This window comes from Aliterella sp. E5.1 (assembly GCF_057473825.1).
Genome location: NZ_JBYCCV010000031.1, coordinates 1 through 26,173, shown reverse-complemented (window position 1 = coordinate 26,173; position 26,173 = coordinate 1). Strand labels below are relative to the sequence as shown.

23 protein-coding genes and 1 pseudogene are annotated in these 26,173 nt (G+C 43.9%); 16 read left to right on the top strand and 8 right to left on the bottom strand.

What is annotated here, in order from left to right; all coding sequences use genetic code 11:
• Positions 1–2 precede the first annotated feature (2 nt).
• Together AC2VE5_RS12545 and AC2VE5_RS12540 are read left to right on the top strand one after the other, a co-directional pair.
• Complete coding sequence (locus tag AC2VE5_RS12545; RefSeq protein WP_486888081.1) at positions 3–881, top strand: GGDEF domain-containing protein; 879 nt, start codon at positions 3–5, stop codon at positions 879–881.
• 142 nt (positions 882–1,023) lie between these two features.
• Positions 1,024–2,178 carry a ferrochelatase gene (locus AC2VE5_RS12540; RefSeq protein ID WP_486888079.1) on the top strand — a complete coding sequence of 385 codons (1,155 nt, stop codon included), beginning with the start codon at positions 1,024–1,026 and terminating at the stop codon, positions 2,176–2,178.
• Between the two features lie 91 nt (positions 2,179–2,269).
• Here AC2VE5_RS12540 and AC2VE5_RS12535 read toward each other — a convergent pair whose 3' ends face one another.
• A complete protein-coding gene (locus tag AC2VE5_RS12535) occupies positions 2,270–2,686 on the bottom strand; it encodes a virulence activator alpha C-terminal domain-containing protein (protein ID WP_486888077.1) in 417 nt (138 codons plus the stop codon).
• A gap of 47 nt (positions 2,687–2,733) precedes the next feature.
• Here AC2VE5_RS12535 and AC2VE5_RS12530 point away from each other — a divergent pair, with 47 nt between their 5' ends.
• The 4 genes from AC2VE5_RS12530 to AC2VE5_RS12515 all read left to right on the top strand — a co-directional run bounded on the left by AC2VE5_RS12530 (position 2,734) and on the right by AC2VE5_RS12515 (position 5,359).
• Complete coding sequence (locus AC2VE5_RS12530; protein ID WP_486888076.1) at positions 2,734–3,012, top strand: hypothetical protein; 279 nt, start codon at positions 2,734–2,736, stop codon at positions 3,010–3,012.
• Between the two features lie 63 nt (positions 3,013–3,075).
• A complete protein-coding gene (locus AC2VE5_RS12525) occupies positions 3,076–3,474 on the top strand; it encodes a hypothetical protein (protein WP_486888075.1) in 399 nt (132 codons plus the stop codon).
• 9 nt (positions 3,475–3,483) lie between these two features.
• Positions 3,484–4,623: an ABC transporter permease DevC gene (devC, locus tag AC2VE5_RS12520; RefSeq protein ID WP_486888074.1), complete on the top strand. Its 1,140-nt coding sequence runs from the start codon at positions 3,484–3,486 to the stop codon at positions 4,621–4,623.
• Positions 4,624–4,666: 43 nt separating this feature from the next.
• Positions 4,667–5,359, top strand: a complete 693-nt coding sequence (locus AC2VE5_RS12515) for an ATP-binding cassette domain-containing protein (RefSeq protein ID WP_486888072.1) — start codon at positions 4,667–4,669, stop codon at positions 5,357–5,359.
• A 113-nt stretch (positions 5,360–5,472) separates the two neighbouring features.
• Here AC2VE5_RS12515 and AC2VE5_RS12510 read toward each other — a convergent pair whose 3' ends face one another.
• On the bottom strand, positions 5,473–6,015 hold the full coding sequence (locus tag AC2VE5_RS12510) for an NADPH-dependent FMN reductase (RefSeq protein WP_486888071.1): 543 nt from the start codon (positions 6,013–6,015) through the stop codon (positions 5,473–5,475).
• A 330-nt stretch (positions 6,016–6,345) separates the two neighbouring features.
• Here AC2VE5_RS12510 and ftsH point away from each other — a divergent pair, with 330 nt between their 5' ends.
• Positions 6,346–8,268: an ATP-dependent zinc metalloprotease FtsH gene (gene ftsH, locus AC2VE5_RS12505; protein WP_486888070.1), complete on the top strand. Its 1,923-nt coding sequence runs from the start codon at positions 6,346–6,348 to the stop codon at positions 8,266–8,268.
• A gap of 138 nt (positions 8,269–8,406) precedes the next feature.
• Here the strand turns inward: ftsH and AC2VE5_RS12500 are convergent, their stop codons facing one another.
• On the bottom strand, positions 8,407–9,099 hold the full coding sequence (locus AC2VE5_RS12500; protein WP_486888069.1) for a M23 family metallopeptidase: 693 nt from the start codon (positions 9,097–9,099) through the stop codon (positions 8,407–8,409).
• A 498-nt stretch (positions 9,100–9,597) separates the two neighbouring features.
• Between AC2VE5_RS12500 and AC2VE5_RS12495 the strand changes: the two genes are divergently transcribed.
• Positions 9,598–9,984, top strand: a complete 387-nt coding sequence (locus AC2VE5_RS12495; RefSeq protein ID WP_486888068.1) for a hypothetical protein — start codon at positions 9,598–9,600, stop codon at positions 9,982–9,984.
• Between the two features lie 12 nt (positions 9,985–9,996).
• On the opposite strand, the gene AC2VE5_RS12490 is transcribed toward AC2VE5_RS12495, so the two are convergent.
• The gene (locus tag AC2VE5_RS12490) at positions 9,997–11,220 is read right to left on the bottom strand and encodes a glycosyltransferase family protein (protein ID WP_486888095.1); all 1,224 of its coding nucleotides are present in this window, start codon (positions 11,218–11,220) and stop codon (positions 9,997–9,999) included.
• A gap of 219 nt (positions 11,221–11,439) precedes the next feature.
• Here AC2VE5_RS12490 and AC2VE5_RS12485 point away from each other — a divergent pair, with 219 nt between their 5' ends.
• Positions 11,440–15,426 (top strand): magnesium chelatase subunit H, encoded by a 3,987-nt coding sequence (locus AC2VE5_RS12485; protein ID WP_486888067.1) that lies wholly within the window; start codon positions 11,440–11,442, stop codon positions 15,424–15,426.
• Positions 15,427–15,499: 73 nt separating this feature from the next.
• Here the strand turns inward: AC2VE5_RS12485 and AC2VE5_RS12480 are convergent, their stop codons facing one another.
• Positions 15,500–16,144, bottom strand: a complete 645-nt coding sequence (locus AC2VE5_RS12480; RefSeq protein ID WP_486888066.1) for a response regulator transcription factor — start codon at positions 16,142–16,144, stop codon at positions 15,500–15,502.
• Positions 16,145–16,420: 276 nt separating this feature from the next.
• Positions 16,421–16,894 (bottom strand): (2Fe-2S) ferredoxin domain-containing protein, encoded by a 474-nt coding sequence (locus AC2VE5_RS12475; protein WP_486888065.1) that lies wholly within the window; start codon positions 16,892–16,894, stop codon positions 16,421–16,423.
• Between the two features lie 211 nt (positions 16,895–17,105).
• Here AC2VE5_RS12475 and groES point away from each other — a divergent pair, with 211 nt between their 5' ends.
• From groES to AC2VE5_RS12460, 3 genes are all read left to right on the top strand, one after another.
• A complete protein-coding gene (gene groES / locus AC2VE5_RS12470; protein ID WP_486888064.1) occupies positions 17,106–17,417 on the top strand; it encodes a co-chaperone GroES in 312 nt (103 codons plus the stop codon).
• A gap of 91 nt (positions 17,418–17,508) precedes the next feature.
• On the top strand, positions 17,509–19,146 hold the full coding sequence (gene groL, locus AC2VE5_RS12465) for a chaperonin GroEL (RefSeq protein ID WP_486888063.1): 1,638 nt from the start codon (positions 17,509–17,511) through the stop codon (positions 19,144–19,146).
• Between the two features lie 197 nt (positions 19,147–19,343).
• Complete coding sequence (locus AC2VE5_RS12460) at positions 19,344–19,721, top strand: Na-translocating system protein MpsC family protein (RefSeq protein WP_486888062.1); 378 nt, start codon at positions 19,344–19,346, stop codon at positions 19,719–19,721.
• Positions 19,722–19,729: 8 nt separating this feature from the next.
• On the opposite strand, the gene AC2VE5_RS12455 is transcribed toward AC2VE5_RS12460, so the two are convergent.
• Positions 19,730–20,155, bottom strand: coding sequence for a response regulator (locus tag AC2VE5_RS12455; protein WP_486888061.1), 426 nt, complete (start codon positions 20,153–20,155; stop codon positions 19,730–19,732).
• Positions 20,156–20,622: 467 nt separating this feature from the next.
• Between AC2VE5_RS12455 and AC2VE5_RS12450 the strand changes: the two genes are divergently transcribed.
• Entirely contained in the window at positions 20,623–21,987 is a 1,365-nt protein-coding gene (locus AC2VE5_RS12450; protein ID WP_486888060.1) for an NAD-dependent succinate-semialdehyde dehydrogenase, read from the top strand.
• Positions 21,988–22,060: 73 nt separating this feature from the next.
• The gene (locus AC2VE5_RS12445; protein WP_486888059.1) at positions 22,061–23,698 is read left to right on the top strand and encodes an acetolactate synthase large subunit; all 1,638 of its coding nucleotides are present in this window, start codon (positions 22,061–22,063) and stop codon (positions 23,696–23,698) included.
• Positions 23,699–23,827: 129 nt separating this feature from the next.
• Here the strand turns inward: AC2VE5_RS12445 and AC2VE5_RS12440 are convergent, their stop codons facing one another.
• Positions 23,828–24,061: a DUF1816 domain-containing protein gene (locus tag AC2VE5_RS12440; protein ID WP_486888058.1), complete on the bottom strand. Its 234-nt coding sequence runs from the start codon at positions 24,059–24,061 to the stop codon at positions 23,828–23,830.
• Positions 24,062–24,340: 279 nt separating this feature from the next.
• On the opposite strand from AC2VE5_RS12440, the gene xth reads away from it, so the two are divergent.
• Together xth and AC2VE5_RS12430 are read left to right on the top strand one after the other, a co-directional pair.
• Positions 24,341–25,117 carry an exodeoxyribonuclease III gene (gene xth, locus AC2VE5_RS12435; protein ID WP_486888057.1) on the top strand — a complete coding sequence of 259 codons (777 nt, stop codon included), beginning with the start codon at positions 24,341–24,343 and terminating at the stop codon, positions 25,115–25,117.
• A 144-nt stretch (positions 25,118–25,261) separates the two neighbouring features.
• Positions 25,262–26,005 (top strand): annotated as a pseudogene (locus AC2VE5_RS12430) (gamma-glutamyltransferase family protein); the annotation flags it as partial.
• Positions 26,006–26,173 lie beyond the last annotated feature (168 nt).

The window sequence follows — 26,173 nt, the reverse complement described above, 5'->3', positions numbered from 1 at the left end:
TGATGTTTCCTGATGTTCCCGGCGGCATCTTTTTAATCAATGCCTCCAAAAATATTGTCGAAGCTGTAGTAACTTGGGGCGCGCCACCCCTTACCAGCCACTCCTTCTTTTTACCCAACGATTGCTGGGCATTGCGGCGGGGGCGATCGCATTTTGCCGGAGCGAGGCATGGCAATTTGCAGTGTCACCACCTCGAACATCCCCTTCCTGCTGCTTCTCTATGCGTACCAATGATTGCTCAAGGAGAAGCGCTAGGAATGCTATATCTTAGCTCTTTGGAATCGGGAACGGCAATTGAAGCTAAACAGCAACTAGCTATTACCGTCACCGAGCATATTTCTTTGGCACTAGCAAACATTAAACTGCGTGAAAAATTAGAAAATCAAAGCATCCGCGATCCGCTCACAGGCTTATTTAATCGCCGCTACATGGAAGAATCTTTAGATCGGGAAATTCAAAGGTGCGATCGCAAGCAGCAACCATTAGGAATTATCATACTTGACGTTGACCACTTTAAGAGATTTAACGACACCTTCGGGCATGAAGTTGGAGACAGCGTACTCAAAGAACTAGGGCAGTTTTTACAAAAGTATGTCCGAGGCTCAGATATCGCCTGTCGTTATGGGGGTGAAGAATTTATCCTAATTTTACCTGAAGGCTCTTTAGAAGTAACTAGCAGGCGCGCAGAGCAACTTAGAGAAGGTATCAAGCACCTCCACCTCAAGTATCGCCACAAACCCTTGGGTCAAATTACACTTTCGTTGGGTGTAGCTAGTTTCCCCGAACACGGCATGACGGGACAAACTGTAATTCGAGAAGCCGATGCCGCATTGTACAGGGCTAAACGAGAAGGGCGTGACGCTGTAAGGCTTGCACCTTAAACAATTGTCTATATTTTTTTACTATTGCTTAAAACTCAAAACTACTTAAACAATCCCCCAGTAGGGGATGTTAACCTAATAAGTGAAGGATTTACTATCTAGCCCAACAATCTAAAATTTATCTAGCCGAGGATCTTTAATAGTGGTAGCTACCCCCGAAAAATATCAATCTCTATCACCTGCCCAAGCAACAGGTAAAGACCGAGTTGCAGTATTGCTCATGGGTTATGGTGAAGTTGAAAGCTACGAAGACTTTGCTAACTACAACGAACAAGCTTTAAATTTGCTCACAGCTAAATTTGCTCCTGTGCCAACGTGGATTTATCCACCACTAGCGAAGCTGTTAGCCATATTTGATCGCCATGAATGGGATCACCAGCACGATCATTTTGTCTCCCCTCACAATGCCATTTTCGAGGCGCAACGCGCGGGAATTGAAAAGTTCCTGCAAGACAAATGGGGCAACCAAATTCAAGTATTTAAAGCTTTCAACTTCTGCGCTCCTTTCCTTCCCGAACAAGTGCTTGAAGAAATCAAAGCGCAAGGGTTTGACAAGCTGTTAATTTATCCACTTTTGGTAGTAGATTCAATTTTTACTAGCGGCATCGCCGTCGAGCAAGTCAACCAAGCTTTAACCAAATTAGCCGATGATGGCGAACACTGGGTCAAAGGACAGCGTTATATTCCTTCTTTCTATAACGAAAGTTCCTACATCAAGCTAATGGCACAAATGGTAGAGGAGAAAATAGCTAGTGAGTTAGCGGCGGCTTACTTACCCTCTCAAATTGGGATCGTGCTGATGAATCACGGCTGTCCCCACAAAGCTAAAGGCTTTACTTCAGGAATTGTTGAAAGCCAAGCACTCTACGATCGCGTTAGAGATGAATTGATTAACCGCTATGCGCTAATTTCTGTCGGCTGGCTCAATCACGACACACCCCTAATTGATTGGACGCAGCCCAACGCCTTTGTTGCTGCTAATAATTTAATTGATTTGGGTGCAAAAGTACTCGTATTTATGCCCATTGGCTTTGCAACCGAAAATCACGAAACTTTGCTAGATGTAGACCATATCATTCATGCTCTGCAACGCAAGCACTCGGAAGTAAACTACGTGCAAATGCCTTGCGTAAACGATCGCTCAGAATTTTTAGAAATGGCGGCTGATTGGGCTAATTCTCACATTGCCGAATTACTAGCAGAGCAAGCAGTAGCTGTTAATCCCCAGATGGCTCTACCTCATACCCACGACCATCATCAACACGACCATGAGGGCGGACATCACCACCATCATTAAAAAGCTAAAGATAATTGAAAACTTTAGTTATTAGCCTGAAACTTTAGTTTCAGGCTAATAAAGAATCGGTATTAACCGACTAACAAATCTTTTACTCAGTTTCTACAACTACCTGACGTTCGACAGCCTGCGCGATCCCCTCAATTGCTTCATCACACCAAGCCACCCACTCTTGTTGATACCGAATGCCGCGCCGAATCACTAAGTGCATATAGACATCTTTTAGGTCTAAGGAATCGAGATGCTGGGAAAAATGCTCATCTAATTTCTTGGCTTGTTGCAGTATTTCAACGTGTAATTGCCGCCGCCGTTCAATTTCGCGGCCTACTACTTGAGATGGAACGAGATGACCCGCCAACCCCATCACGCCCAAGTCTTTCCGAATGGCGGCGGGTTCGCAGGGTTTTATTAACCAATCGAGCAGTTCTTGCTGTCCTTGATCCGTGATGGAATAGATTTTTTTATCGAGTCGCCCAAGCTCGGTTAGAGCAGATAGAAGCAGGTGCAAAGTCGGGAGAAATTCGGGCGCAGGCGCAAGTCGTCGATTGCCAACAGGTGGAATTACAAACTGAAACCACTGCCCAGAAAGCCACGATCGCCCGTCTGCAAGCAGAACTTCGCAATGCAGACATCGAAGATCGGCGCTATCAAGCACTTTATATCGAAGGAGCCGTTTCTGCTTCCTTGCGCGATGGTAAGCAACTCACTGCCGATACAGTGCGGCAACAGCTAAACGAGGTGCGGGCTAATTTGAGCCGGATTCAGTTATCTGGCTCCAAGCAGGTAGCGCAAGCGCAAGCCACCCTCATCAAATTGCCGAGGTGCGTCCGGTAGATGTAAATGTGGTGCGGAGTCAAGTGGCGCAAGCACTGGCAAGTGTAGCGGTCACAGGCAGAGTTGGACTTGGCAACAGTGCGATCGCCTCAAGATGGGCAAGTTCTCAAAATCAATACTCGTCCTGGAGAGTTGGTTGGGACTCAAGGCATCATTAGCCTAGGGCAAACTCAGGCAATGGTGGCGGTAGCAGAAGTTTATGAATTGGATGTCAGCCGCATTCAAGTAGGGCAAACTGCAACCGTGGCTAGCAAAAACAACGCTTTTTCAGAGGTGCTATGCGGCAAGATTGTTGAAGTCGGGCTAGAAATTAGCAAACAAGATCTTCTAAATACCGATCCGGCGGCTCAGTTTGATGCGCGGGTAGTGGAAGTGAAAGTGCTACTCGATGAGCCATCAAGCCGTAGAGTTGCGGGTTTGACAAATCTGAGTCTGCAAGTAGCGATCGATGTCAAATCTTGAGGAAATTAAATGACTAAGATTACCCAGAAAAAGAAACCATTGTTTCTATCTTGGCTACAGTTACGAAAAGAACGGACGCGGTTGCTAGTAGCGATCGCAGGCATTAGCTTTGCCGACGTGCTGATGTTTTTGCAAATGGGCTTTCGAGGGGCATTGTTTAGTAGCGCAGTGGAGTTTCACCATAGCCTGAACGGTGAAATTGTCATGTTGAGTGGGCGATCGCGATCGCTAATTTCCCTTGACCGTTTTACCGAGCGCCGACTGTATCAGGCAGCAGGCGTAACAGGTGTTGCGTCTGTTAGCCCGATCTATCTCAATGCGATGCAATGGCGCAATCCTGAAAACAAAGAAATTTGGGACATTTATGCGATCAGTATTAACCCAGAACATCGGGTAATAAATGTTCCTGGCGTAGAAGACAATCGTAAGAAACTGCGCGCACCAGATACAGTCCTGTTTAATTCGAGTTCTCGTAAAGAATTTGGTGCGATCGCCCAACAGTTTCAGGCGGGGGAATCGATCGCAACTGAAATCAATGAACGCCAAGTTCAAGTCCGGGGATTGTTCAAACTTAGCCCTACCTTTGGCATCAATGCCTACTTGGTGACGAGTGATGTCAACTTTTTACGCATGGCTAATTTTCGCCAGAGTGGATTAATTGATGTTGGAGTCATCAAACTAGAACCTAGTGCAAATGTCCAAGCAGTTTTGACAGAGATGCGATCGCGTTTGCCCAATGATGTCAAAGTCATGACTAGAGATGACTATGCCAAAGCAGAAGTTGCCTTTTGGAATGCCAGCACTCCTGTGGGCTATACCTTTGACTTGGGAGTAGCGATCGCTTTTATTGTCGGCGCTGTAATTGTCTACCAAATTCTTTACAGCGATGTGACCGATCATTTGCCCGAATATGCCACGCTCAAAGCAATGGGGTTTCGCGATCGCTATCTGCTCATCGTCGTGTTCCAAGAATCCCTGATTTTGGCAGCCCTGGGGTTCATTCCTGGGACTGGGATCGCTTTGGGCATTTACCGCATTACTAATATTGCAACCATGCTGCCGATGGCAATGGATTTGGGGCGAATTGTGTTTGTTTTTGTCCTTACCGCAATCATGAGTTCATTGTCTGCGGCGATCGCTGGTACGTAAATTACAAACTGCTGACCCTGCCGATATTTTCTAGGAGGTAAGGATGTCCAAATTGCCAGAGATACCCGTCCCCGCGATCTCAATGACCCATTTGAATTATTACTATGGGCAAGGCTCATTGCGAAAACAGGTTTTGTTTGACATCAATCTGCAAATCGATCGGGGCGAAATCTTGATTATGACAGGACCATCAGGTTCTGGTAAGACGACATTGTTAACGCTCATGGGCAGCCTCCGCTCAATCCAGGACGGAAGTTTAAGCATCTTAGGACAGGATTTACTCAATGTCAGCAAAGAACAGATGACTCTCGCTCGTCGTGATATCGGCTATATTTTTCAAGCGCACAATCTATTGAACTTTCTCACGGTTTATCAAAATGTTGAGATGGCGTTGGAAATTCATTCAGTGACGGCACTAGAGGCAGATACTCGCATTCGGAATGTCTTGAGGGCAGTGGGCTTGGAACACCGAATAGACTACTATCCAAGCGATTTGTCTGGTGGACAAAAACAGCGCGTTGCGATCGCTTGTGCTTTGGTCAGTCAGCCTAAAATTATTCTGGCAGATGAACCAACGGCTGCGCTGGATAAACAATTAGGTCGCGTTGTGGCGAACATCATGCAGCGATTGGCAAAAGAGCAAGGCAGCACTATTTTGCTCGTCACCCATGACAATCGCATTCTCGATATCGCCGAGCGAATTATTTCTATGGAAGACGGGCGGCTAGTAGCTTAATACACCGCTATTGGTTTCAGCTTGGGGTACACATTTAATCCGATGCCTCGATCCATCGTGGAGAAACTTTCATTGCTTGTTTGCTACCCGTCTATTGTTCGTATAGACATTGCCTAAACACCTCTTAATTTGCGGGTATTGTCAACCAAACTTTGAGCAAGCTCGTCAAAGCGCTGAGAAATTTTCTCATCCAAAATCTTACCCTCCGATGAAAAAGCTTTCCAAGCTTGAGGAATCGCAATTTGCTCAGGAATTACCCAAGCGTGTACCCAACGCATAATTACCCGCAAATCATTGAGGGCGTTGCTGTTTGCTTGACCGCCTAAGACGCTGATTAAGCCTGTAACTTTACCATCCAACTCCTCAAAGCTCATTAAGTCGAGGGCATTCTTGAGTACACCACTAACGCTCCCGTGATACTCTGGTGTTGCCAAAATCAATCCATCGGCTGCTTTTACTGCCGTTTGCAGCTTCTCTACATCGGGATAGCCTGGATACTCCTCCCCCCCATCGCAAAATGGTAAATTCATTTGGCGCAGGTCTAATATTTCTACTTCAGCGCCCAAGGCTTCGACGCGTGTTGCAGCTATATTCAGGGCAATTTGACTGTAAGAATTAGCCCGCAAACTTCCGCCGATACCTACAAACTTGACCATAGATTTTTTCCCAAATTGGACTAAACAAACTGCGATCGCCTAGCAACTCATACTCAGTACGACTACATATAACTTAGCATTTTTTGAGCTAATGAGGGGTCAATTGAAGTTTATGGCTCAAAATAGGATTGCTAACACCTTGGCTTAAAGCTAATGAGGGGTCAATTGAAGTTTATGGCTCAAAATAGGATTGCTAACACCTTGGCTTAAAGCAGTAGTTGAGACAGGAAAGTTAGACTAGATTGGATAGATATAGTTAGGAATTGACTTAGAGATTGAGTCAACAAAACAAATAATGGTTGTTCGTCAAAAGACAGAGGGCAATTGAATATGAGTAGTTCCCGGAAAGAAGCATTGATAAGTCAGCAACCAGTACCAAGGTTGGCTAAAAATAAAGGGAAAACAAAGCAACGCCTTGTAAGATTGGCGGCGGGATCGCTGCTAGTATTGCAGTCAATGCTAATAGGTACGTTTCCGGCGATCGCCCAAAAGTCAGAGTCAGATACTTTATCCTATGGCGAACTTTTAGAAAAAATCGATAGCGGCGAAGTAACTAGAGTAGAACTAGACCCAGAGCAGCCGATTGCCAAAGTTAGACTCCGAGGACAAAGTCCCGATGCACCTTTACAGGAAGTCAGAATTTTTGACCAAAACCCAGAATTAATCAAAAGAATCCGCAGCAACAAAAACATTGAACTAGAAGCCAGTTCTTCGGCTAATAGTAGAGCCGCGATGTGGTTTTTACTTAACTTGCTATGGATTGTGCCATTAGTCGCCTTGATGCTGCTATTTGTGCGCCGCTCTGCTAATGCTGGTAGCCAAGCAATGAATTTTGGTAAATCAAAAGCCCGCTTTCAAATGGAAGCAAAAACCGGGATAACTTTTAGCGAAGTTGCAGGAATTGATGAAGCCAAAGAAGAACTGCAAGAAGTAGTTACTTTCTTAAAGCAACCAGAGCGCTTTACTGCTATTGGGGCAAAAATTCCTAAAGGCGTATTGCTAATTGGTGCGCCAGGAACTGGTAAAACTTTACTAGCTAAAGCGATCGCAGGGGAAGCAGGCGTGCCATTTTTTAGCATTTCTGGCTCCGAATTTGTAGAAATGTTCGTCGGTGTTGGTGCATCCCGCGTCCGCGATTTATTTAAGAAAGCCAAAGAAAACGCTCCTTGTTTAATATTCATCGATGAAATCGACGCAGTAGGAAGACAAAGAGGTACGGGAATTGGTGGCGGTAACGACGAAAGAGAACAAACTCTCAACCAGCTACTTACAGAAATGGACGGGTTTGAAGCAAATACAGGCATTATCATTATTGCCGCTACCAACCGCCCAGATGTATTGGATGTAGCCTTATTGCGCCCAGGACGTTTCGATCGCCAAGTAACGGTAGATACCCCAGACTTAAAAGGGCGGTTGGAAATATTGCAAGTCCACGCCCGCAACAAAAAAGTTGATGAATCTGTATCGATAGAAGCAATTGCTAGACGCACTCCAGGCTTCACCGGGGCGGACTTAGCTAATTTACTCAATGAAGCGGCAATTCTTACCGCTAGACGGCGTAAAGATGCTATTACGGTGCTAGAAATTGATAATGCGGTAGATCGAGTAGTCGCGGGAATGGAAGGTACGCCCTTAGTCGATAGCAAGAGCAAGCGCTTGATTGCTTATCACGAAGTCGGACACGCCTTGATTGCAACGATCCTCAAAGACCATGACCCCTTGCAGAAAGTAACGCTAATTCCACGCGGACAAGCCCAAGGCTTAACTTGGTTTACGCCCAATGAAGAACAAGGCTTAATCTCAAGAGCGCAAATTCTAGCAAGAATTACAGCTACTTTAGGAGGTAGAGCCGCCGAAGAAGTTGTATTTGGGAGAGGAGAAATTACAACAGGCGCAGGACAAGACATCCAGCAATTGACTAATATAGCTCGGCAGATGGTCACAAAGTTTGGGATGAGCGATTTGGGATTAATTTTGCTAGAAGAACAAAACAACGATGTATTTCTGGGTCGAGATTTAGGGAAGAAGTCGGAGTCTTCTGAAGAAATCGCCAGTAAAATTGATGCTCAAGTCAGAGAAATTATTGGTAATTGCTACGAGCAAGCTTTAAAGATTCTGCAAGAAAATCGCACGTTGATGGATTTGCTAGTAGAGCAACTAATCGATCAAGAAACCATAGATGGCGACAGCTTCCGGCAAATTGTGCAAAACGCTCAATCAACGGAGCAAAAACTAACTCTGGTCAAGAAATAAAGTCGAACTCCCAATTCTTGGCTGCTTACAGATAAAACTTACCTTTGCTAGGGTTTGGACAAGGCAAAAAGCGGGGACAAAAGAATACCCGCTTTTTGCTGTGGTTTTAGAGGCGACCTTGGTTTTGCCCAGAGCGATTTAAAATTCTGAAACTTTGCTATTTACTAGCTGTTGCTGGCTAACGGCGGCATTTTGAATATTAGTTGGTTGTTGAGCATACATAGCCCTCAGCACCAAAGCTGGATCTACATAATTGCTGGCATATTTTAGCCCCCAATGTAAATGAGGTCCAGTAGTGCGTCCAGTCATACCTACGCGCCCAATTCGAGAACCCGCGCCTAGTTGTTGACCTTCCCAAATTTGTACCCCACCTTCCCGGTCAATTAAATATTTGCCACCCTTGGCAGTTTCAACATGACCTTTCATGTGGCAATATTTATGTTCCCACTGCCCAGATTGAATAATTATGTGGGTTCCGCAAGCATTTCTGTCAGCAACTTTTACCACCTTACCTGCCCACCAATTGCGAATATAACTTCCTTGGGGTGCAGCCAAATCTAAGCCGCCATGAAATTCCCAATTAGAACCACCTGTCGCCGAACGACGATAGCCGAAAGGTGAACTATAACCGCGAAAATTCTCAACCGGGAAAGAAGCACCATGCCAAGTATTTCTACTTGCAACTTGCTCTCCATCAGTTTCTAAGGCTTTGACGCTCTGTGGTTGCGAACCAAAAATTGGTACAGTAATTATACTTATAAAAACTAACAATAAACTTTGCAGATAACGGGCATTTGGTAGATGGTAGTAAAGTTTGGGTCGTTGGCTCATATTTAACACTCCTCAATAAAAAATACAAACACCGATATTTAGCCAGCAATTTTGACAATTTCCCAATAATTGAGTAATGTCAATACACTCGAAGCCCAGTGGCAAGAGCTTTTTAGATGCAAATGCACGCTCTAAAGTTTCTCGGTCGGCTACAAATAAAACTCAATTTCTGGAAATTATATGAGAGATAGAAGTTGAATAGTTATTGATCCAACTGCCAAAAGTATTACAAAGACTAATACATTTGCTCAAAATTGAGTAAATGTATTATTTTTTCTAACGCCAGTCAAGGACATATCTTACTCGATAGGAGATTTATGTCAAGCAGAGTAGTAGATGTCAATTAGAGGATTGAGTAGCCCAAAGCCCAGTTTGAGAAAAAGTTTTCCAGCGCAGCGAATCTTGAGGACAAAGGAGGGAGGATTTTGTGAATAACGTACTTTATCGTTAAAATTTTTTAAGCAATGCTTGTAAATTTAACGATCGCCTAATCTAGTTATGTTCAACGATATTTTTCCTTTTAGGTTTGATGTGAATGCTAGTGCGATCGCGGGGGCGAGTTTGTGGTCGTTGGCATTATATTTAGGATTTTCCCCCTTTAGCGACTGGTTGACGTTGCAACTGCAACGCTGGTTCAATTATGCCGAGCGCAGTCTATACACCAGCGAAAAAGAATTTGAGCGCACTCGCAAGGCTAGAGAATCTCAAAATGCTTTTTATGCTTCAATTTTTAGCATCTTGCCCTTTTTAGCTCTGGGCGTACTTTGCAACTACGGCGTAGAACTAGGCTTAGGCGGTAGTTGGGCAATTAGTATGGGAGTTATTGCCTGTATGGGTTGTGGAGTCTACGAATTAGGACGCAGGGATGGGCAATCTTCAGAGTAATTTTCCGGCTTTTTACGCTAATTGGTCCATAACTAAAGCAGCTAATTTCTGGGCGGCTCCAGATTCGCCGCGAATACTCCGCAAGACTTCGCTGATTTTCTGGAGCTTTTCGGGATGAGCTAAAAAATCTAACACCATATCGGCTACATCGGCAGCTTGCAGGTTGCCAACTAGCTCTGGAACTACCTCAGATTTTGCCCAAATGTTGGGCCAAGCGTACAAACGCCGAGGCAGGTGTAAAATTGTCCAGTTGATTGCTTTTGCCATAGCTGTGCCTGCTATAGGTAAGTTTGCAAGTATACCTGGCAAACCATCCCAAGAACGCATCGCGTCTAACTGTTGAGTAGGTAATAAAACAATCATCGGTACAGCCAAAGCGCCAAGCTCTGCGGTATTAGCGCCTACGGTAGTCAAACAAATACGGCATTGCGCTAATAGATCGTAAGCAGGCGACTTCATCCACAAATCCACCTCTAAGCCACTAAACGTTTTGAGTTGGGGAGGCGCGGACACAAGAACTGCACCAACTCCACCCACACGCTCAATTACCGGATTAAAATCTGGACTTGCAAAATTTGCTAAAGTTTCCACGTCAACAGTGGGAGCTACAGGAATAACAAACCGAGTTTGCGGACGCGCCGCCGCCACAAGCTCCGCGATCGCTAGTAGCAAAGGTACGCCTTGAGCGAGTTTTGATGCCTTCGACCCTGGTAATAGCCCAATTAGTTCTGTTTCAACGTTGCTTGCCTGTTGCCCCTTTGCCGCCTCTAGCATCAGATCCCCGACCACCGTACACTTATGGGCAAACTTAGGCGCAATAGCCTGGGGTTGCATGACGCCAAAACGGTCAATCCAGCGATGCCAGCGAGTTTCCCACTCGGCATATACCACCGTTTTATAACCCAAGCGCTTGCCAATAACTACCGGAAAAAAGCTGTCTCCACCCAAAAAAAGCACTACACCGCGATCGCGCCATTCCCAGTTTTGCGCCGTTTTTCCCCACAGCAAAAACTGCCAAAAATACTTTGCTTCCTGTACTCTGTCTACTTCCTCGTAATTGCGACAAATCTCCGCTTCTTTGCCCGTGGCGTGGGGACAAGGCGATAAAATTACTGAAATGCGGGTGTACTGGGACGTTTCACCTAATTGCGATCGCAAAGCGCGAACCACAGGACGTACCCAAGTTGTTACTTCTCCAGGACCGTTGGCAAGAATCAGAATATCAACGGCGGACAAGCTTGATGAAGTTTTTGTAATAAATGGTTGAGTCACTACTACTTTTTTTGTCAACTAACGCAAAGAATTGTTGCAGTATATTTATACAAATTGTGTCATAAAACGGCTTAACCCCCATTTGGTAAGCATTTTTTGATAAAAACTACTGTAGAAGTCATCCATTAATAACGCTTTTAAATTCCAGGGGCAATAGATCCCGCATCACAGGAGAAATGGTTTATGTTCACTCACGTCAAGTCCACCATCAGACATATCGCGCCAGAAAACCTCCAGGGGCGATCGCTCATCAAAGTGGTCTATGTCGTGTTAGAGTCCCAGTATCAAAGCGCCCTATCGCAAGCGGTGCGCTCAATTAATGACAAACACCCATCGATTGCGATTGAAATTTCTGGCTACTTGATTGAAGAACTGAGATCTAGCGAAAACTACGAAGAATTTAAAAAAGATGTCGCCAAAGCCAATGTATTTATTGGTTCGCTAATTTTTATTGAAGACTTAGCCGACAAGGTAGTAGCTGCCGTAGAACCCCACCGCGACAACTTGGACGTAGCGGTAGTTTTCCCCTCTATGCCCCAGGTGATGCGCCTCAATAAAATGGGTAGCTTTTCTATGGCGCAGCTAGGACAATCAAAAAGTGCGATCGCGCAATTTATGCGTAATCGTAAAGAAAAATCGGGCGCGTCTTTTCAAGATGGAATGCTCAAACTATTGCAAACTTTGCCTAAAGTGTTGAAGTACCTGCCAATAGATAAAGCCCAAGATGCCCGTAATTTCATGCTCAGTTTTCAGTATTGGCTGGGTGGATCTTCGGAAAACTTAGAGAATTTTCTACTGATGCTGACAGATAAATACATCTTTCCTGGCGCATCTAAAGAAGCAGCGTTAAAGTACCAAGATCCAGTAACTTATCCCGACATGGGAATCTGGCATCCCCTGGCTACAAGGATGTTCGAGGATGTCAAAGAGTACCTCAACTGGTACAACAGCCGCAAAGACATTAATGCTGACTTAAAAGACCCCCTAGCGCCCTGTGTGGGCTTAGTATTGCAACGCACCCACCTAGTAACCGGGGACGATGCCCATTACGTGGCAATGGTGCAAGAATTTGAAGCAATGGGTGCTAAAGTAATTCCCGTTTTTGCTGGGGGCTTGGACTTTTCTAAACCTGTAGAAGCTTATTTTTGGGATAGTAAGGGACAAGAAGGCTCTTGTTTGGTTGATGTCGTCATATCGCTAACCGGATTTGCTTTAGTTGGCGGACCGGCTAGGCAAGATCATCCCAAAGCAATTGAAACTCTAAAAAAGTTGAATCGCCCTTACATGGTGGCGTTGCCTTTAGTATTTCAAACGACTCAAGAATGGCAAGATAGCGATTTGGGACTGCACCCAATTCAAGTAGCGTTGCAAATTGCCATCCCCGAATTAGATGGAGCAATTGAACCGATAATCTTATCAGGGCGCGATGCAAATACCGGAAAAGCGATCGCCCTGCAAGATCGAATTGAAGCGGTAGTAGGACGAGCATTAAAGTGGGCAAATCTGCGCCGCCAGCCAAAATTGCAGAAAAAAGTTGCAATTACAGTTTTTAGCTTTCCCCCCGACAAAGGTAACGTAGGGACGGCGGCTTACTTGGATGTATTTGGCTCTATTTACGAAGTCATGCAAGCGCTCAAGCGCAACGGTTACGACTTGCCAGAATTACCCGAATCAGCATCCGCACTGATGCAAGAAGTTATCCACGATGCCCAAGCGCAGTACAATAGCCCCGAATTAAATATTGCCTACAAAATGTCCGTACCAGAGTACGAGCAACTTACCCCTTACTCTCATCGCTTGGAAGAAAACTGGGGAGCGCCCCCCGGACACCTCAATACCGACGGGCAAAACCTCTTAATTTACGGCAAACAATTCGGCAATGTATTTATTGGCGTACAACCTACCTTTGGCTACGAAGGCGATCCGATGCGGCTGCTATTTTCCCGCTCGGCGAGTCCTCATCATGGCTTTGCTGCTTACTACACCTATTTAGAGCAAATCTGGAAAGCTGACGCGGTACTGCATTTTGGTACGCATGGTTCGTTGGAATTTATGCCTGGTAAGCAAATGGGAATGTCGGCAGAATGTTACCCAGACAACTTAATTGGTACAATTCCCAACCTTTACTATTACGCTGCCAACAATCCCAGCGAAGCAACGATCGCCAAACGTCGCAGTTATGCTGAAACTATAAGCTATTTGACTCCACCTGCTGAAAATGCTGGATTGTACAAAGGGTTAAAAGAACTAAGCGAATTAATCGCCTCCTACCAAACCCTCAAAGGTAGCGGTAGAGGTATTCCCATTGTCAACACCATTATGGACAAGTGCCGAATGGTGAATTTAGACAAAGATATCGCCTTACCGGAAACTGATGCCAAAGATATGTCTGCCGAGGAGCGAGATAACATTGTTGGTATGGTTTACAGACGGTTAATGGAGATAGAGTCGCGGTTATTACCTTGCGGGTTACACGTGATTGGCAAGCCACCAAGCGCCGAAGAAGCGATCGCAACCCTCGTAAATATTGCTAGTCTCGATCGCAACGAACAAGAAACCAAAAGCCTACCGCGCATCATTGCGACTAGCATCGGGAGAGACATTAACGAAATTTACCGCCGTAACGACCAAGGTATTTTGGAAGACGTTGAGTTATTGCAAAGCATTACTCTAGCTACGAGAAGCGCCGTTTCTGCCCTAGTAAAAGCTCAAACTGATGCCGATGGTCGAGTTGCCAAAGTTGCCAAACTCAACTTCTTTAACATGGGTAAAAAAGAGCCTTGGACAGAAGCACTGCATCAAGCAGGCTACCCAAAAGTCGATTCCCAAGACTTGAAGCCATTGTTTGAGTACCTAGAATTTTGCCTGCAACAAGTATGCGCCGATAACGAACTCGGTGCATTACTCAAAGCTCTAGAAGGCGAATACGTGCTTCCTGGTCCTGGCGGCGATCCGATCCGTAACCCGGATGTGTTACCCACAGGTAAAAATATCCACGCCCTCGATCCGCAATCTATCCCCACAACGGCGGCGATCCTCTCTGCCAAAATCGTTGTAGATCGATTGTTAGAGCGGCAAAAAGCCGAAAACGGCGGTCAATATCCAGAAACGATCGCACTCGTCCTCTGGGGAACTGACAATATCAAAACTTACGGCGAATCTCTCGCCCAAGTCATGTGGATGGTAGGAGTGCGCCCCGTACCCGATGCGTTAGGTAGAGTCAATAAGCTAGAACTAATTTCCTTAACGGAATTAGGACGACCCCGCATTGATGTCGTCATCAACTGTTCTGGCGTATTCCGCGACTTGTTTATCAACCAAATGAACTTGCTCGATCAAGCTGTAAAAATGGCAGCCGAAGCCGACGAACCGCTATCTATGAATTACGTCCGCAAACACGCGCTAATTCAAGCGGAAGAAATGGGTATCAATTTGCGTCAAGCTGCAACTCGCGTATTTTCTAATGCTTCAGGTTCTTATTCTTCTAACGTCAACCTGGCAGTCGAAAATAGCACTTGGGATAGCGAAGCCGAGTTACAAGATATGTACCTCAGTCGCAAATCTTACGCCTTTAGCGCTGACGATCCGGGCATGATGGATAAGTCTCAACAGATTTTTGAAACCGCCTTAAAAACTGTTGATGTTACTTTCCAAAATCTCGACTCCTCAGAAATTAGCTTGACGGATGTTAGTCACTATTTCGACTCCGATCCTACAAAACTTGTAGCAAGTTTACGTGCTGACGGTAAAACCCCCTCGTCATTTATCGCCGATACTACTACCGCCAATGCCCAAGTCCGCAGCTTATCTGAAACCGTGCGTTTAGATGCCCGTACTAAGCTACTCAACCCCAAGTGGTACGAGGGAATGCTAAATCACGGTTACGAGGGTGTAAGAGAGCTTTCTAAGCGCTTAGTAAATACGATGGGTTGGAGTGCAACGGCAGGAGCGGTGGATAACTGGATTTACGAAGATACCAATTCGACGTTTATTCAAGATGTTGCCATGCGTCAGCGCTTGATGAACCTCAATCCTCATTCTTTCCGCAAAGTAGTTTCAACTTTGTTGGAAGTCAATGGGCGCGGTTACTGGGAAACTAGCGAAAGCAACTTGCAGATGTTGCGCGAATTATATCAAGAAGTAGAAGACCGCATCGAAGGCATCGAATAAGTAAGAAATCGCGTGGAGGCTACTAGCTTACCTCCACGCGATTTTTTATTCCTTTTTATTTGTAACAATTACTTCAAGTCATCTGGTTCTCGATTGCCCACCGAGCTAGTTCCGTACGATTATGCAGCCCTGTTTTGCCTAACATATTAGAAACATGACTTTCTACAGTGCGCTGACTTACATTAAGTTCATCAGCAATATTTTTATTCGCCAAACCTCTAGCTACAAACTGCACAACTTTCATCTCTGTTTGCGTGAGATGCACATCGAAGGGTACTTGAATTTTTGATTCATTATCGCCCCCATTATTCGACTGTTGCCGCCGAAAAGCTTGTTTGAGCGATGCTTCTACTTGAGCTACCAATTCCTCTGGCTCAAAAGGCTTAACCATGTAAACATCTGCGCCCACATTTAACCCTTTAACTCGGTCTTGAGCTTGACCTTTGGCAGAAAGAAATAGCACTGGAATCCAGCTGGTACGTTCATTTTCGCGAATATTACTAACAAAATCATAGCCATCCATCTCCGGCATCATCACGTCGCAAACAATCATGTCTGGAACGTCATTTTCCAAAACTTCTAATGCTTCCCTGCCATTTTCAGCCGTGATAACCTCATAACCGCGAAATTCTAAATAATCTTTGACCAGCAATATTAAGTTTGGATCGTCGTCAATTAGTAGCAGTCTTTTGTGTTCTTTAACGCTAGTCTCTTTCATACTTTGCTACTGTGGTTACTTTTAATTTGATGAAATTTTATGGTGGGTATTTTGCATCGTGTCCCTGTTGATAGCACCTACTGTCACAATTGTTTTCCCAAGCTTATTTTCCTTCTTTATTTTCTACTGAAAAATTGCGATTCCAGTAATGCTACGGAACTATATAGTATATCTGATGCGTTGTTGTGTAGTGGTTTTTTCATTAAAATTTTAGCAACCTACTGGATAATTGCTATTACTAGCCTTGATATTACTTGAGTCTAAAAATAGACGTTACTATTGTTTACTTAGGGAGGTATCAAAATTTACAGGTTGTGGCAAAGGATGAATTAAAAAAGCATATTCTTCAACTACACAGTTATTAATTAAATGTTCTTGAATAATTCGCTCAATTACTTCAGGAGTTGCTTGCCGATACCAAACGCCGTCAGGATAAACTACTAGAACTGGTCCGAAGCTACAGACGCGCAAGCAATTAGCTTTAGTGCGAAATATACAACTGGGGCGTGTATCAGTTGGCTTATCAAGTTTTAACTGTTTTAGACGTTTTTTCAGATACTCCCAAGATTCTAAACTAGCTTCTTTAGAACAACATTGAGGAAAAGTTGGGTCAGCACAGATAAAAATATGGCGTTGGATTTTCTCTAGTCCCAAGGTTTGAACGCAGTTAGTTAAAGATTCAAGACTTTGAGCTTGGCAGGTTTCAACTTCTGCAAATATTTCTACTGGCGCGGCGTTTTCTTGAGTCATTGTTACAAAAGGTAATTTTTGCGTTAAAACTATTTTGACAAATTATAAAGAGCGATCGCGCGGCTTAAGCCTTTTCCTACAACCATTCCAACTATCGCAAGGCATAAGTTCGGAAACCCGTACACAGAATTTTGTTGCTTTTAGGTGACTTATTTAGGTAAATTAGCACTCAGGAGCAGAGAGTGCTAATTTTTTTGGGAGAGATATATATATGGCAGCAGTAACTCTAAGTGTATCGACAGTTAGCCCCCTAGGCGATCGCGTATTTGTAAAAGTCAGCGCCGCCGAAGAAAAGACCGCCGGAGGTCTATATTTGCCCGATAACGCCAAAGAGAAGCCCCAAGTAGGGGAAATTGTCAACGTTGGACCTGGCAAGCGCAACGATGATGGTAGCCGTACCGAACTCGATGTCAAAGTTGGAGATAAAGTTCTTTACTCCAAGTACGCTGGCACAGACATCAAGCTCGGTACAGAAGAATATGTACTGTTATCGGAAAAAGACATCCTTGCCGTAGTTGCATAGAAAGCACAACAAAAAAGGTACAAAGCAGGAATAAATTTTTTATTCTCTAGCGTCTTCAAGCAAAGTAACCCCCTCACCACACAATACCAATATGGCAAAGCGAATTATTTATAACGAGAATGCTCGTCGTGCTTTAGAAAAGGGCATGGACATTTTGGCAGAAGCCGTAGCTGTTACGTTAGGACCTAAAGGTCGTAACGTAGTTCTAGAAAAGAAATTTGGCGCACCACAAATCGTTAACGATGGCGTAACTATTGCCAAAGAAATCGAACTAGAAGACCACGTTGAAAATACTGGTGTAGCGCTAATTCGCCAAGCAGCTTCCAAAACCAATGATGCGGCAGGTGATGGCACAACTACAGCTACCGTGCTTGCTCACGCTATGGTCAAAGAAGGTCTGAGAAACGTAGCGGCGGGAGCCAATGCAATTTCTCTCAAGCGTGGAGTAGACAAAGCAACTAATTTCTTAGTTGGCAAAATTGCCGAACACGCTCGTCCAGTAGAAGATTCAAAATCGATCGCCCAAGTCGGCTCTATCTCTGCGGGTAACGACGAAGAAGTCGGGCAGATGATTGCTGATGCGATGGATAAAGTCGGTAAAGAAGGCGTAATTTCCCTAGAAGAAGGGAAATCTATGAATACCGAACTAGAAATTACTGAAGGGATGCGCTTTGATAAAGGCTACATCTCTCCTTACTTTGCTACCGATCCAGAGCGGATGGAAACAGTTTTTGAAGAGCCTTTTATCTTGTTGACAGACAAGAAAATTGCCTTAGTTCAAGACTTAGTACCCGTACTAGAGCAAGTAGCTCGTTCTGGTCGTCCATTGGTAATTATCGCCGAAGACATTGAAAAAGAAGCTTTAGCAACTTTGGTTGTCAACCGCCTGCGGGGTGTATTGAACGTAGCGGCGGTTAAAGCTCCCGGATTTGGCGATCGCCGTAAAGCAATGTTAGAAGATATTGCCGTACTAACGGGCGGTCAACTAATTACTGAAGATGCGGGCTTAAAGCTAGAAAGCACCAAGCTAGAAATGCTAGGTAAAGCTCGTCGCATTAATATCACCAAAGACACTACTACAATCGTTGCTGAAGGTAACGAACAAGCGGTTAAAACTCGTTGCGAACAAATCCGTCGCCAAATGGACGAAACTGAGTCGTCCTACGACAAAGAGAAGCTGCAAGAGCGCCTAGCTAAGTTGGCTGGTGGTGTAGCTGTAGTTAAAGTTGGTGCAGCTACAGAAACTGAGATGAAAGACCGCAAATTGCGTCTAGAAGATGCGATTAACGCAACCAAAGCCGCCGTAGAAGAAGGTATTGTTCCTGGTGGTGGTACAACTTTAGCTCACCTATCTCCTGAATTGGAAGCTTGGGCTACAGGCAACCTCAAAGATGAAGAATTGATTGGCGCGATGATTGTATCTCGTGCTTTGGCAGCCCCCTTAAAGCGGATTGCTGAAAATGCCGGACAAAATGGTGCAGTAATTGCCGAACGCGTCAAAGAAAAAGACTTTAATGTGGGCTTCAATGCGGCAACTAACGAATTTGTCGATATGTTTGCTGCCGGAATTGTCGATCCTGCGAAAGTAACTCGTTCTGCCTTGCAAAACGCAGCTTCCATCGCTGGTATGGTTTTAACTACTGAGTGCATCGTAGTTGACAAGCCTGAGCCAAAAGATGGCGCTGCTCCTGCGGGTGGTGGTATGGGTGGCGGCGACTACGATTATTAATCGTAGATGGGTGTAAGTATTACTTGCGCCCTCGTTGCTGCTTCAAAAATAGGCAGAGTTTCTTAGTAAGGAAACTCTGCCTATTTTGCTTATATACATAAGTTTTAGATATATATCTCTATGGGTTGTTTGTAGCTAAACCCTAGCAGGGTAGATTGTAAAAAATAAATTAGTTATTTCTTATAAAAAATAATTTTATGACAAAAAATATTTGCCACACTCAAGAGCAGTTAGAGCAAAAGGTATTAGAGTGCGTCCAAAACGCATATTTGAAAATCCTCGGACATCAACCACAACAAGTTTCTTGTAAACTGCTCGATAAAAATTTAGCAATGGTTATTGAAGATTCGCTCACCCAACCCGAACAGTTATTAATAAGTAGTGGTAAGGAAGAATTGGCACAACAAGTAAGAACTAATCTTCGCTTAGCTTTTGAACCTTATCTTAAATCGACAATTGAAGAAGTTACGGCTATTTCCCTTACAGACTTGATCTCCAAATCGTCCTTAGATAGCGGGCGGACTAGTATTGTAGCAATTTTGGCTCATGCACCAGAGTTTATTGCTCCTAGTTAGTAAGAAAATCAACTCGCCATTTGGGCTAAATAACAGCGCACGGTTGCTTCTAAGTCTTCGAGCATATAAGGTTTGCTGATATAGTCGCTGCAACCTGCTTTTAATAAAGCTTGGCGATCTTCTTCTCTAGCTAAGGCGGTTACAGCAATCACCGGGATATTTACTGTAGTTGAGTTTTGTTTTAGATGGCGGACAACCTCTACACCATTTAAATCTGGCAGCTTTACATCTAGCAAAATTAAATCTGGGTTGCATTCTTGGGCTAGGAGTAAGGCTATCTGCCCACGAGTTGCGGTGATAAGGGAGCAATTAAACACATTCAATACTTCACCAAGCAGCAGCAAATTATCCTCATTGTCATCTACTGCTAAAATCCTTGCTTGTTTGGCATTTGTCTCTACACTTTTGGTTAAAACTTCCAATTGATCCTCCATTAGTGGAATCCGTCAATAAACATTGCAATTGAGGCATTCCCTAAGCGGCGTATCCGGCGCTCGTGATGGACTGGCTCTTGCTTAATTAATTGCCATTGTTTGAGAAAACCTGTCTAAGCAAAAAACTAAGTAAGTCTTAGTGGTGTAGCTAATACTACAAACTATTACAAAAATCTTAAAATTCAACTGCACAAAATTGAGAAGAAACTTAATATTTTTTTAATAATAAGTCAAAATCTCCGGAGGAGATGTAATTGAGTTTACAAAGTAATACATTTTGATGAAGAAGACCTATGCCTGATGGGAATGGGTTTAATTTTGCAAAAGTGCGTAAAACTTTGTTTTTGACGTAGGCATCGCCCAAAAAGCAATATATTACCTGATTTTAGCGCCAGAATAGAATAGAAACGCGATGCCTACGGCGAAGCCCTAAGCATTTCCAGCCCCGTAGAGTGAGAAGAATAGTAATGGCGATTTCTACAATTAATCCCGCTACCGGAGAAACGCTCAAAACCTTTAATGCCCTAACAGAAGGGGAAATTGAAACTAAACTTGCTTTATCTAAGCAAGTTTTTGAAAAATACCGCGCCATACCAATAATCCAACGTGCAGAGTGGATGCACTCAGCCGCAGCGCTTTTAGACCAAAATAAAGCCCAATACGCTCAAATAATGACCCTAGAAATGGGTAAGCCCATTAAAGGCGCGATCGCGGAAGTTGAAAAATGCGCTGCGGTGTGTCGCTACTACGCCGAAAATGCCGCCAAATTTCTCGCCGATGTCCCCGCCTCTACCGATGCAAGTTCTAGCTTTATTCGCTACCAACCATTAGGCGCAATTCTAGCAGTAATGCCGTGGAATTTCCCTTTTTGGCAAGTATTTCGGTTTGCCGCTCCCGCACTAATGGCGGGGAATGTAGGCTTGCTCAAACACGCCTCAAATGTACCGCAGTGTGCCTTAGCCATTGAGGAAATTTTTACTCAAGCAGGTTTTCCGCCGGGAGTATTTCAAACTTTGCTAGTGGGAGCGCAAAAAGTTAGCGATTTAATTAGCGACGATCGCATCCAAGCTGCGACTTTAACTGGAAGTGAAGTTGCGGGAGCAAGTTTAGCCGCCGCCGCCGGAAAACAAATAAAAAAAGTAGTTTTAGAATTGGGCGGTAGCGATCCATTTATAGTCTTGGGTAGTGCGGATTTAGAAACCGCCGTAGCTACGGCAGTAACGGCGCGGATGCTCAACAACGGACAATCTTGCATCGCCGCTAAGCGCTTTATTGTCGTAGAAGAAATTGCCGACCAATTCCAGCAACGCTTAGTAGAAAAATTTGCGGCGCTAAAAGTAGGCGATCCCGCCCAGCCCGACACCGACTTGGGACCATTGGCAACGCCAAGTATTCTCAAAGACATAGACTATCAAGTTACTCAATCGGTAAAAGACGGCGCAAAAGTGCTGATTGGCGGCAAGCCGTTAGATCGCCTGGGCAATTATTATGCAGCGACAATACTAACTGACATTCCGCCCGGAAGCCCGGCTCAAAAAGAAGAATTTTTTGGTCCAGTAGCATTGTTATTTAGAGTCGCCGACCTAGACGAGGCAATTAAATTAGCCAACGATACGCCCTTTGGGTTGGGTGCTAGTGCTTGGACAAATAATAGCGAAGAACGCGATCGCCTAATTGACGAACTTGAATCTGGAGCCGTATTTATCAACAGTATGGTCAAATCTGACCCGCGAATGCCCTTTGGTGGGATCAAGAAGTCAGGTTATGGTCGAGAACTAGGCAGCCAAGGAATTCATGAATTTGTCAATATTAAGACCGTTTGGGTGAAGTAAAGTCAGCGTTTATGGGGAAGTATTAGGTAGAAGCCGAATCAAATAGTCCCTTTATAGAGTGTGGAGGAAATCGATGAATACAGCAGAATTATTAGTGCAGTGTCTAGAAAATGAAGGCGTGCGTTACATTTTTGGTTTGCCTGGAGAAGAAAACCTGCACGTTTTGGAGGCAATTAAAAAATCTTCCATCCAATTTATCACCACCCGTCACGAGCAAGGCGCGGCGTTTATGGCAGACGTTTACGGGCGCTTAACGGGCAAGTCTGGGGTATGTCTCTCTACTTTAGGACCTGGGGCAACCAACCTAATGACTGGAGTTGCTGATGCCAATTTAGACGGCGCACCCTTAGTTGCCATCACCGGACAAGTAGGAACCGATCGAATGCACATTGAGGCACACCAGTATCTCGATTTAGTGGCAATGTTTGCACCTGTGACGAAGTGGAATAGCCAAATTGTTCGTCCTAGCAATACTCCAGAAATTGTCCGCCGAGCTTTTAAGACTTCACAAAGCGAAAAACCAGGGGCAGTGCATATTGATTTGCCCGAAAATATTGCCGCCATGCCTGCCGTTGGCACGCCTTTAAATAACAGCGCTCTGCAAAAAACCTATGCGGCTTTTCAAAGTATTACCGCCGCCGCCTCAGCTATTTCTGAGGCTAAAAATCCATTGATTTTAGTAGGAAATGGGGCAATTAGAGCTAATGCCAGCGAAATTTTAACCAAGTTTGCCACAGAGCTAAATATCCCTGTAGTCAATACTTTTATGGGTAAAGGCGTAATTCCTTATACTCACCCCTTAGCTTTGTGGACAATGGGATTGCAGCAGCGCGACTATATTAATTGTGGGTTTGATAATACAGACTTGGTAATTGCCATTGGCTACGACTTGATTGAATACTCCCCCAAAAAATGGAATCCCCAAGCCAAGATTCCGATTATTCATATCAGTGGGCTGTCTGCCGAAATCGATAGTAGCTACGTGCCATTCGTGGAAGTTGTCGGCGATATTTCTGATTCCTTAGATGAGATTTTGCAGCGAGTCGATCGCGTAGGCAAACCCGAACCCTACGCCCTGCAATTACGCACTGAAATTCGGGCAGATTACGAGGAGTATGCAAACGATACTGGTTTTCCGATTAAGCCCCAAAAACTAATTTACGATCTGCGTCAAGCAATGGGACCAGAAGATATTGTCATTTCTGATGTTGGCGCTCATAAAATGTGGATTGCCCGTCATTATCATTGCGATCGCCCAAATACTTGCTTGATTTCTAATGGCTTTGCCGCAATGGGGATTGCAATTCCTGGCGCAGTAGCAGCAAAACTCGTGCATCCCAACCGTAAAGTGGTTGCAGCGACAGGAGATGGTGGTTTTATGATGAATTGCCAAGAATTGGAAACTGCTTTGCGGGTAGGTACGCCGTTTGTAACTTTAATTTTCAATGATGGCGGTTACGGCTTAATTGAGTGGAAGCAGCAAAATCAATTTGGTAGCTCCTCTTACGTCCATTTTGGCAACCCAGATTTTGTAAAATTAGCTGAAAGTATGGGCTTAAAAGGCTACCGCGTGGAGTCGGCAACAGATTTTATTCCTATCCTCAAAACTGCTTTAGCCCAAGATGTTCCGACGGTTATTGATTGTCCCGTAGATTACCGAGAAAACTACCGATTTACCCAAAGATCTGGGGACTTAAATTGTAAATTGTAAACCTATTGTCAAAAAGCGCAAGTTATCAATGTGTTTGATTGAGTAAGAAGGCACTAAAACCAAAATTTGTTACTTTTTACTCGTTCCTTCCTTAATTTTCTGCACTTTTTAAGGTTAACCCAGCATTAGCTATTCGTCATAAACAGTTAGCTCTTTTGGGTTACAGCGTTTGATAACTACTACAATTCCTTCTGCTCCTTCCTTATTCAAATCTTCAATGTAGCCTGGATAGGCAGCTTTGGCTTCAGCAGAGGTTTTGAAAGGTCCAAAGTAGTACACGCAACGGGGCTTAACAGTTGTAATTTCTGCCCACCAAGGTGTCTTAAAGCCTTGCATGAAGCCTATAATTAACTGTTTAATCATGTATGTAGTAGGGCATAAAGAGTAGCCGCAAAAAGCTTATGTTACCAGAGTAGTTATTTAAATACAATAACTATTATCTTCTAAATAGCTTCTATCGGATGGAATAAATAATAATTTATTTATTTATCGTGAAGAATAAGTTTTAGGCTAATAAACTTTTAATAGTAGTAATACTCTATTCCTACTCCTCAAAACAACTTAAATTGTTACATCGTAAAAAATAGTTAGTAGAATTATTTTTTGTTGCAGCTATTTCTCATAAATAATTACTTGTCTTCAATGAAAGTTGCCACTTGGAATGTAAATTCAATTCGGATTCGTCTAGATACGGTAGTACATTGGTTAAGTAAAAATCAGGTAGATGTACTATGCTTGCAAGAAACCAAAGTTGTAGACGGTGATTTTCCGCGATCGCCTTTTACCGAGTTAGGTTATCACATTTATGCTTCAGGACAAAAGTCCTACAACGGCGTAGCAATTATTAGCAATCAGCCTTTAGAAGACGTTAGTACAGGTTTTGCACCCCTAATTGGGGCAAATGACCTAGACACCCAAAAGCGAGTAATTACAGGGACTATTGACGACATTAAAATTGTTAGCGTTTATGTCCCTAATGGTGGGGCGGTAGGAAGCGAAAAATATCTCTACAAGCTGCAATGGCTAAAAGCCTTGCGAGAATACTTGCGCTTTGCTTTGTATGAAATCTCTAATATCTGTATTTGCGGTGACTTTAATATTGCCTTAGAAGATAAAGATATCCACTCTCCCGCTTTACTAACAGGTCAGACTATGGCATCAGAGCTAGAACGTCAAGCCTTGCAAGAAATTATCGAGTTGGGTTTTGCTGATGCTTTTCGCAAGTTTACAACCGAAGGCGGACATTATAGCTGGTGGGACTATCGCGCGGTGGCTTTTCGGCGGAATTTGGGATGGCGCATAGACCATCATTATCTCACCTCCGACCTCTACAAACAGGCAACTAGCTGCGTTATTGATACTACTCCTAGGAAACTTACCCAGCCTAGCGACCACGCGCCCGTAATTGTCGAATTTTGAGAAAAGTAATCGCAATAAATTAACTTTGTTAGAGCTTGTAAATCTCTTTACTTTAGCCATCAAATCATTTTTATACATTTCAACTTTAATTAAGTATTTTGGTTATTTTGTCAATCTCTAATTAGTAGGATTTTACTGATAATTATAGTAGCAGATGTCCAAGCTAATGGAGGAGTTTTGACTGCTAAAGATTTTGCCCAACATACTGCTAACTGGGTTAATCCAATTTCTGTTAACTACCGTGAATATCAGGCTTATAATTTTCCTCCTAATACTCAAGGAATGGCTTCTCTGTCGATTTTAAACATCTTGAATAATTTTGATTTAAAAAAAATCGGAGAAGGGACAGCAGATTACTATCATCTAATTGTAGAATCAACTAAATTATCTTTTGCCGATCGCGATCAATATTTGAGCGATCCTGAGTTTGTCAAAATTCCTCTAAACTCTCTATTATCAAAAAAGCATGGCACAGAATTAGCAAGCCGATTAACTTAAGTAAAACAGTTAAAGAAGCAAAACTCCTCGACCCTAAAGGCGATACTGTATGGCTAGGGGTGGTAGATAAAGATGGTAATTCGGTATCTTTAATTCAAAGCATCTATCATGATTTTGGTTCGGGGATTGTTGCTAAAAATACCGGAGTTTTGCTCCAGAATCAGGGTAGCTTCTTTTCGTTAGATCCAACTCACGTCAATCATTTAGAACCCCGAAAGCGTACTTTTCATACCTTAAACCCAGCAATGATATTTAAGGCAGGAAAACCTTATCTTGTTTACGGCACAATGGGAGGAGAAGGACAACCACAAACTCAAGCCGCCCTTGTAACTCCGCATTGTTGATTTTTGTTTTAGCGTCCAAGAGGCGATTGAAGCTCCTAGATGGCTTTAAGGTAGGACTTGGGGCGCATCTTCTAACGATTTAACGGTTTTCGCGGAATTCCCCTTCCTCGCCGCAGGCAGGGAGGGGATGGATAGCGGGAGACTCTTAGTCTCCAATTAGTCTTGACTTTCACTTCTAGGTATGAGATTATACATATACCCAAAGCTCTAGTCG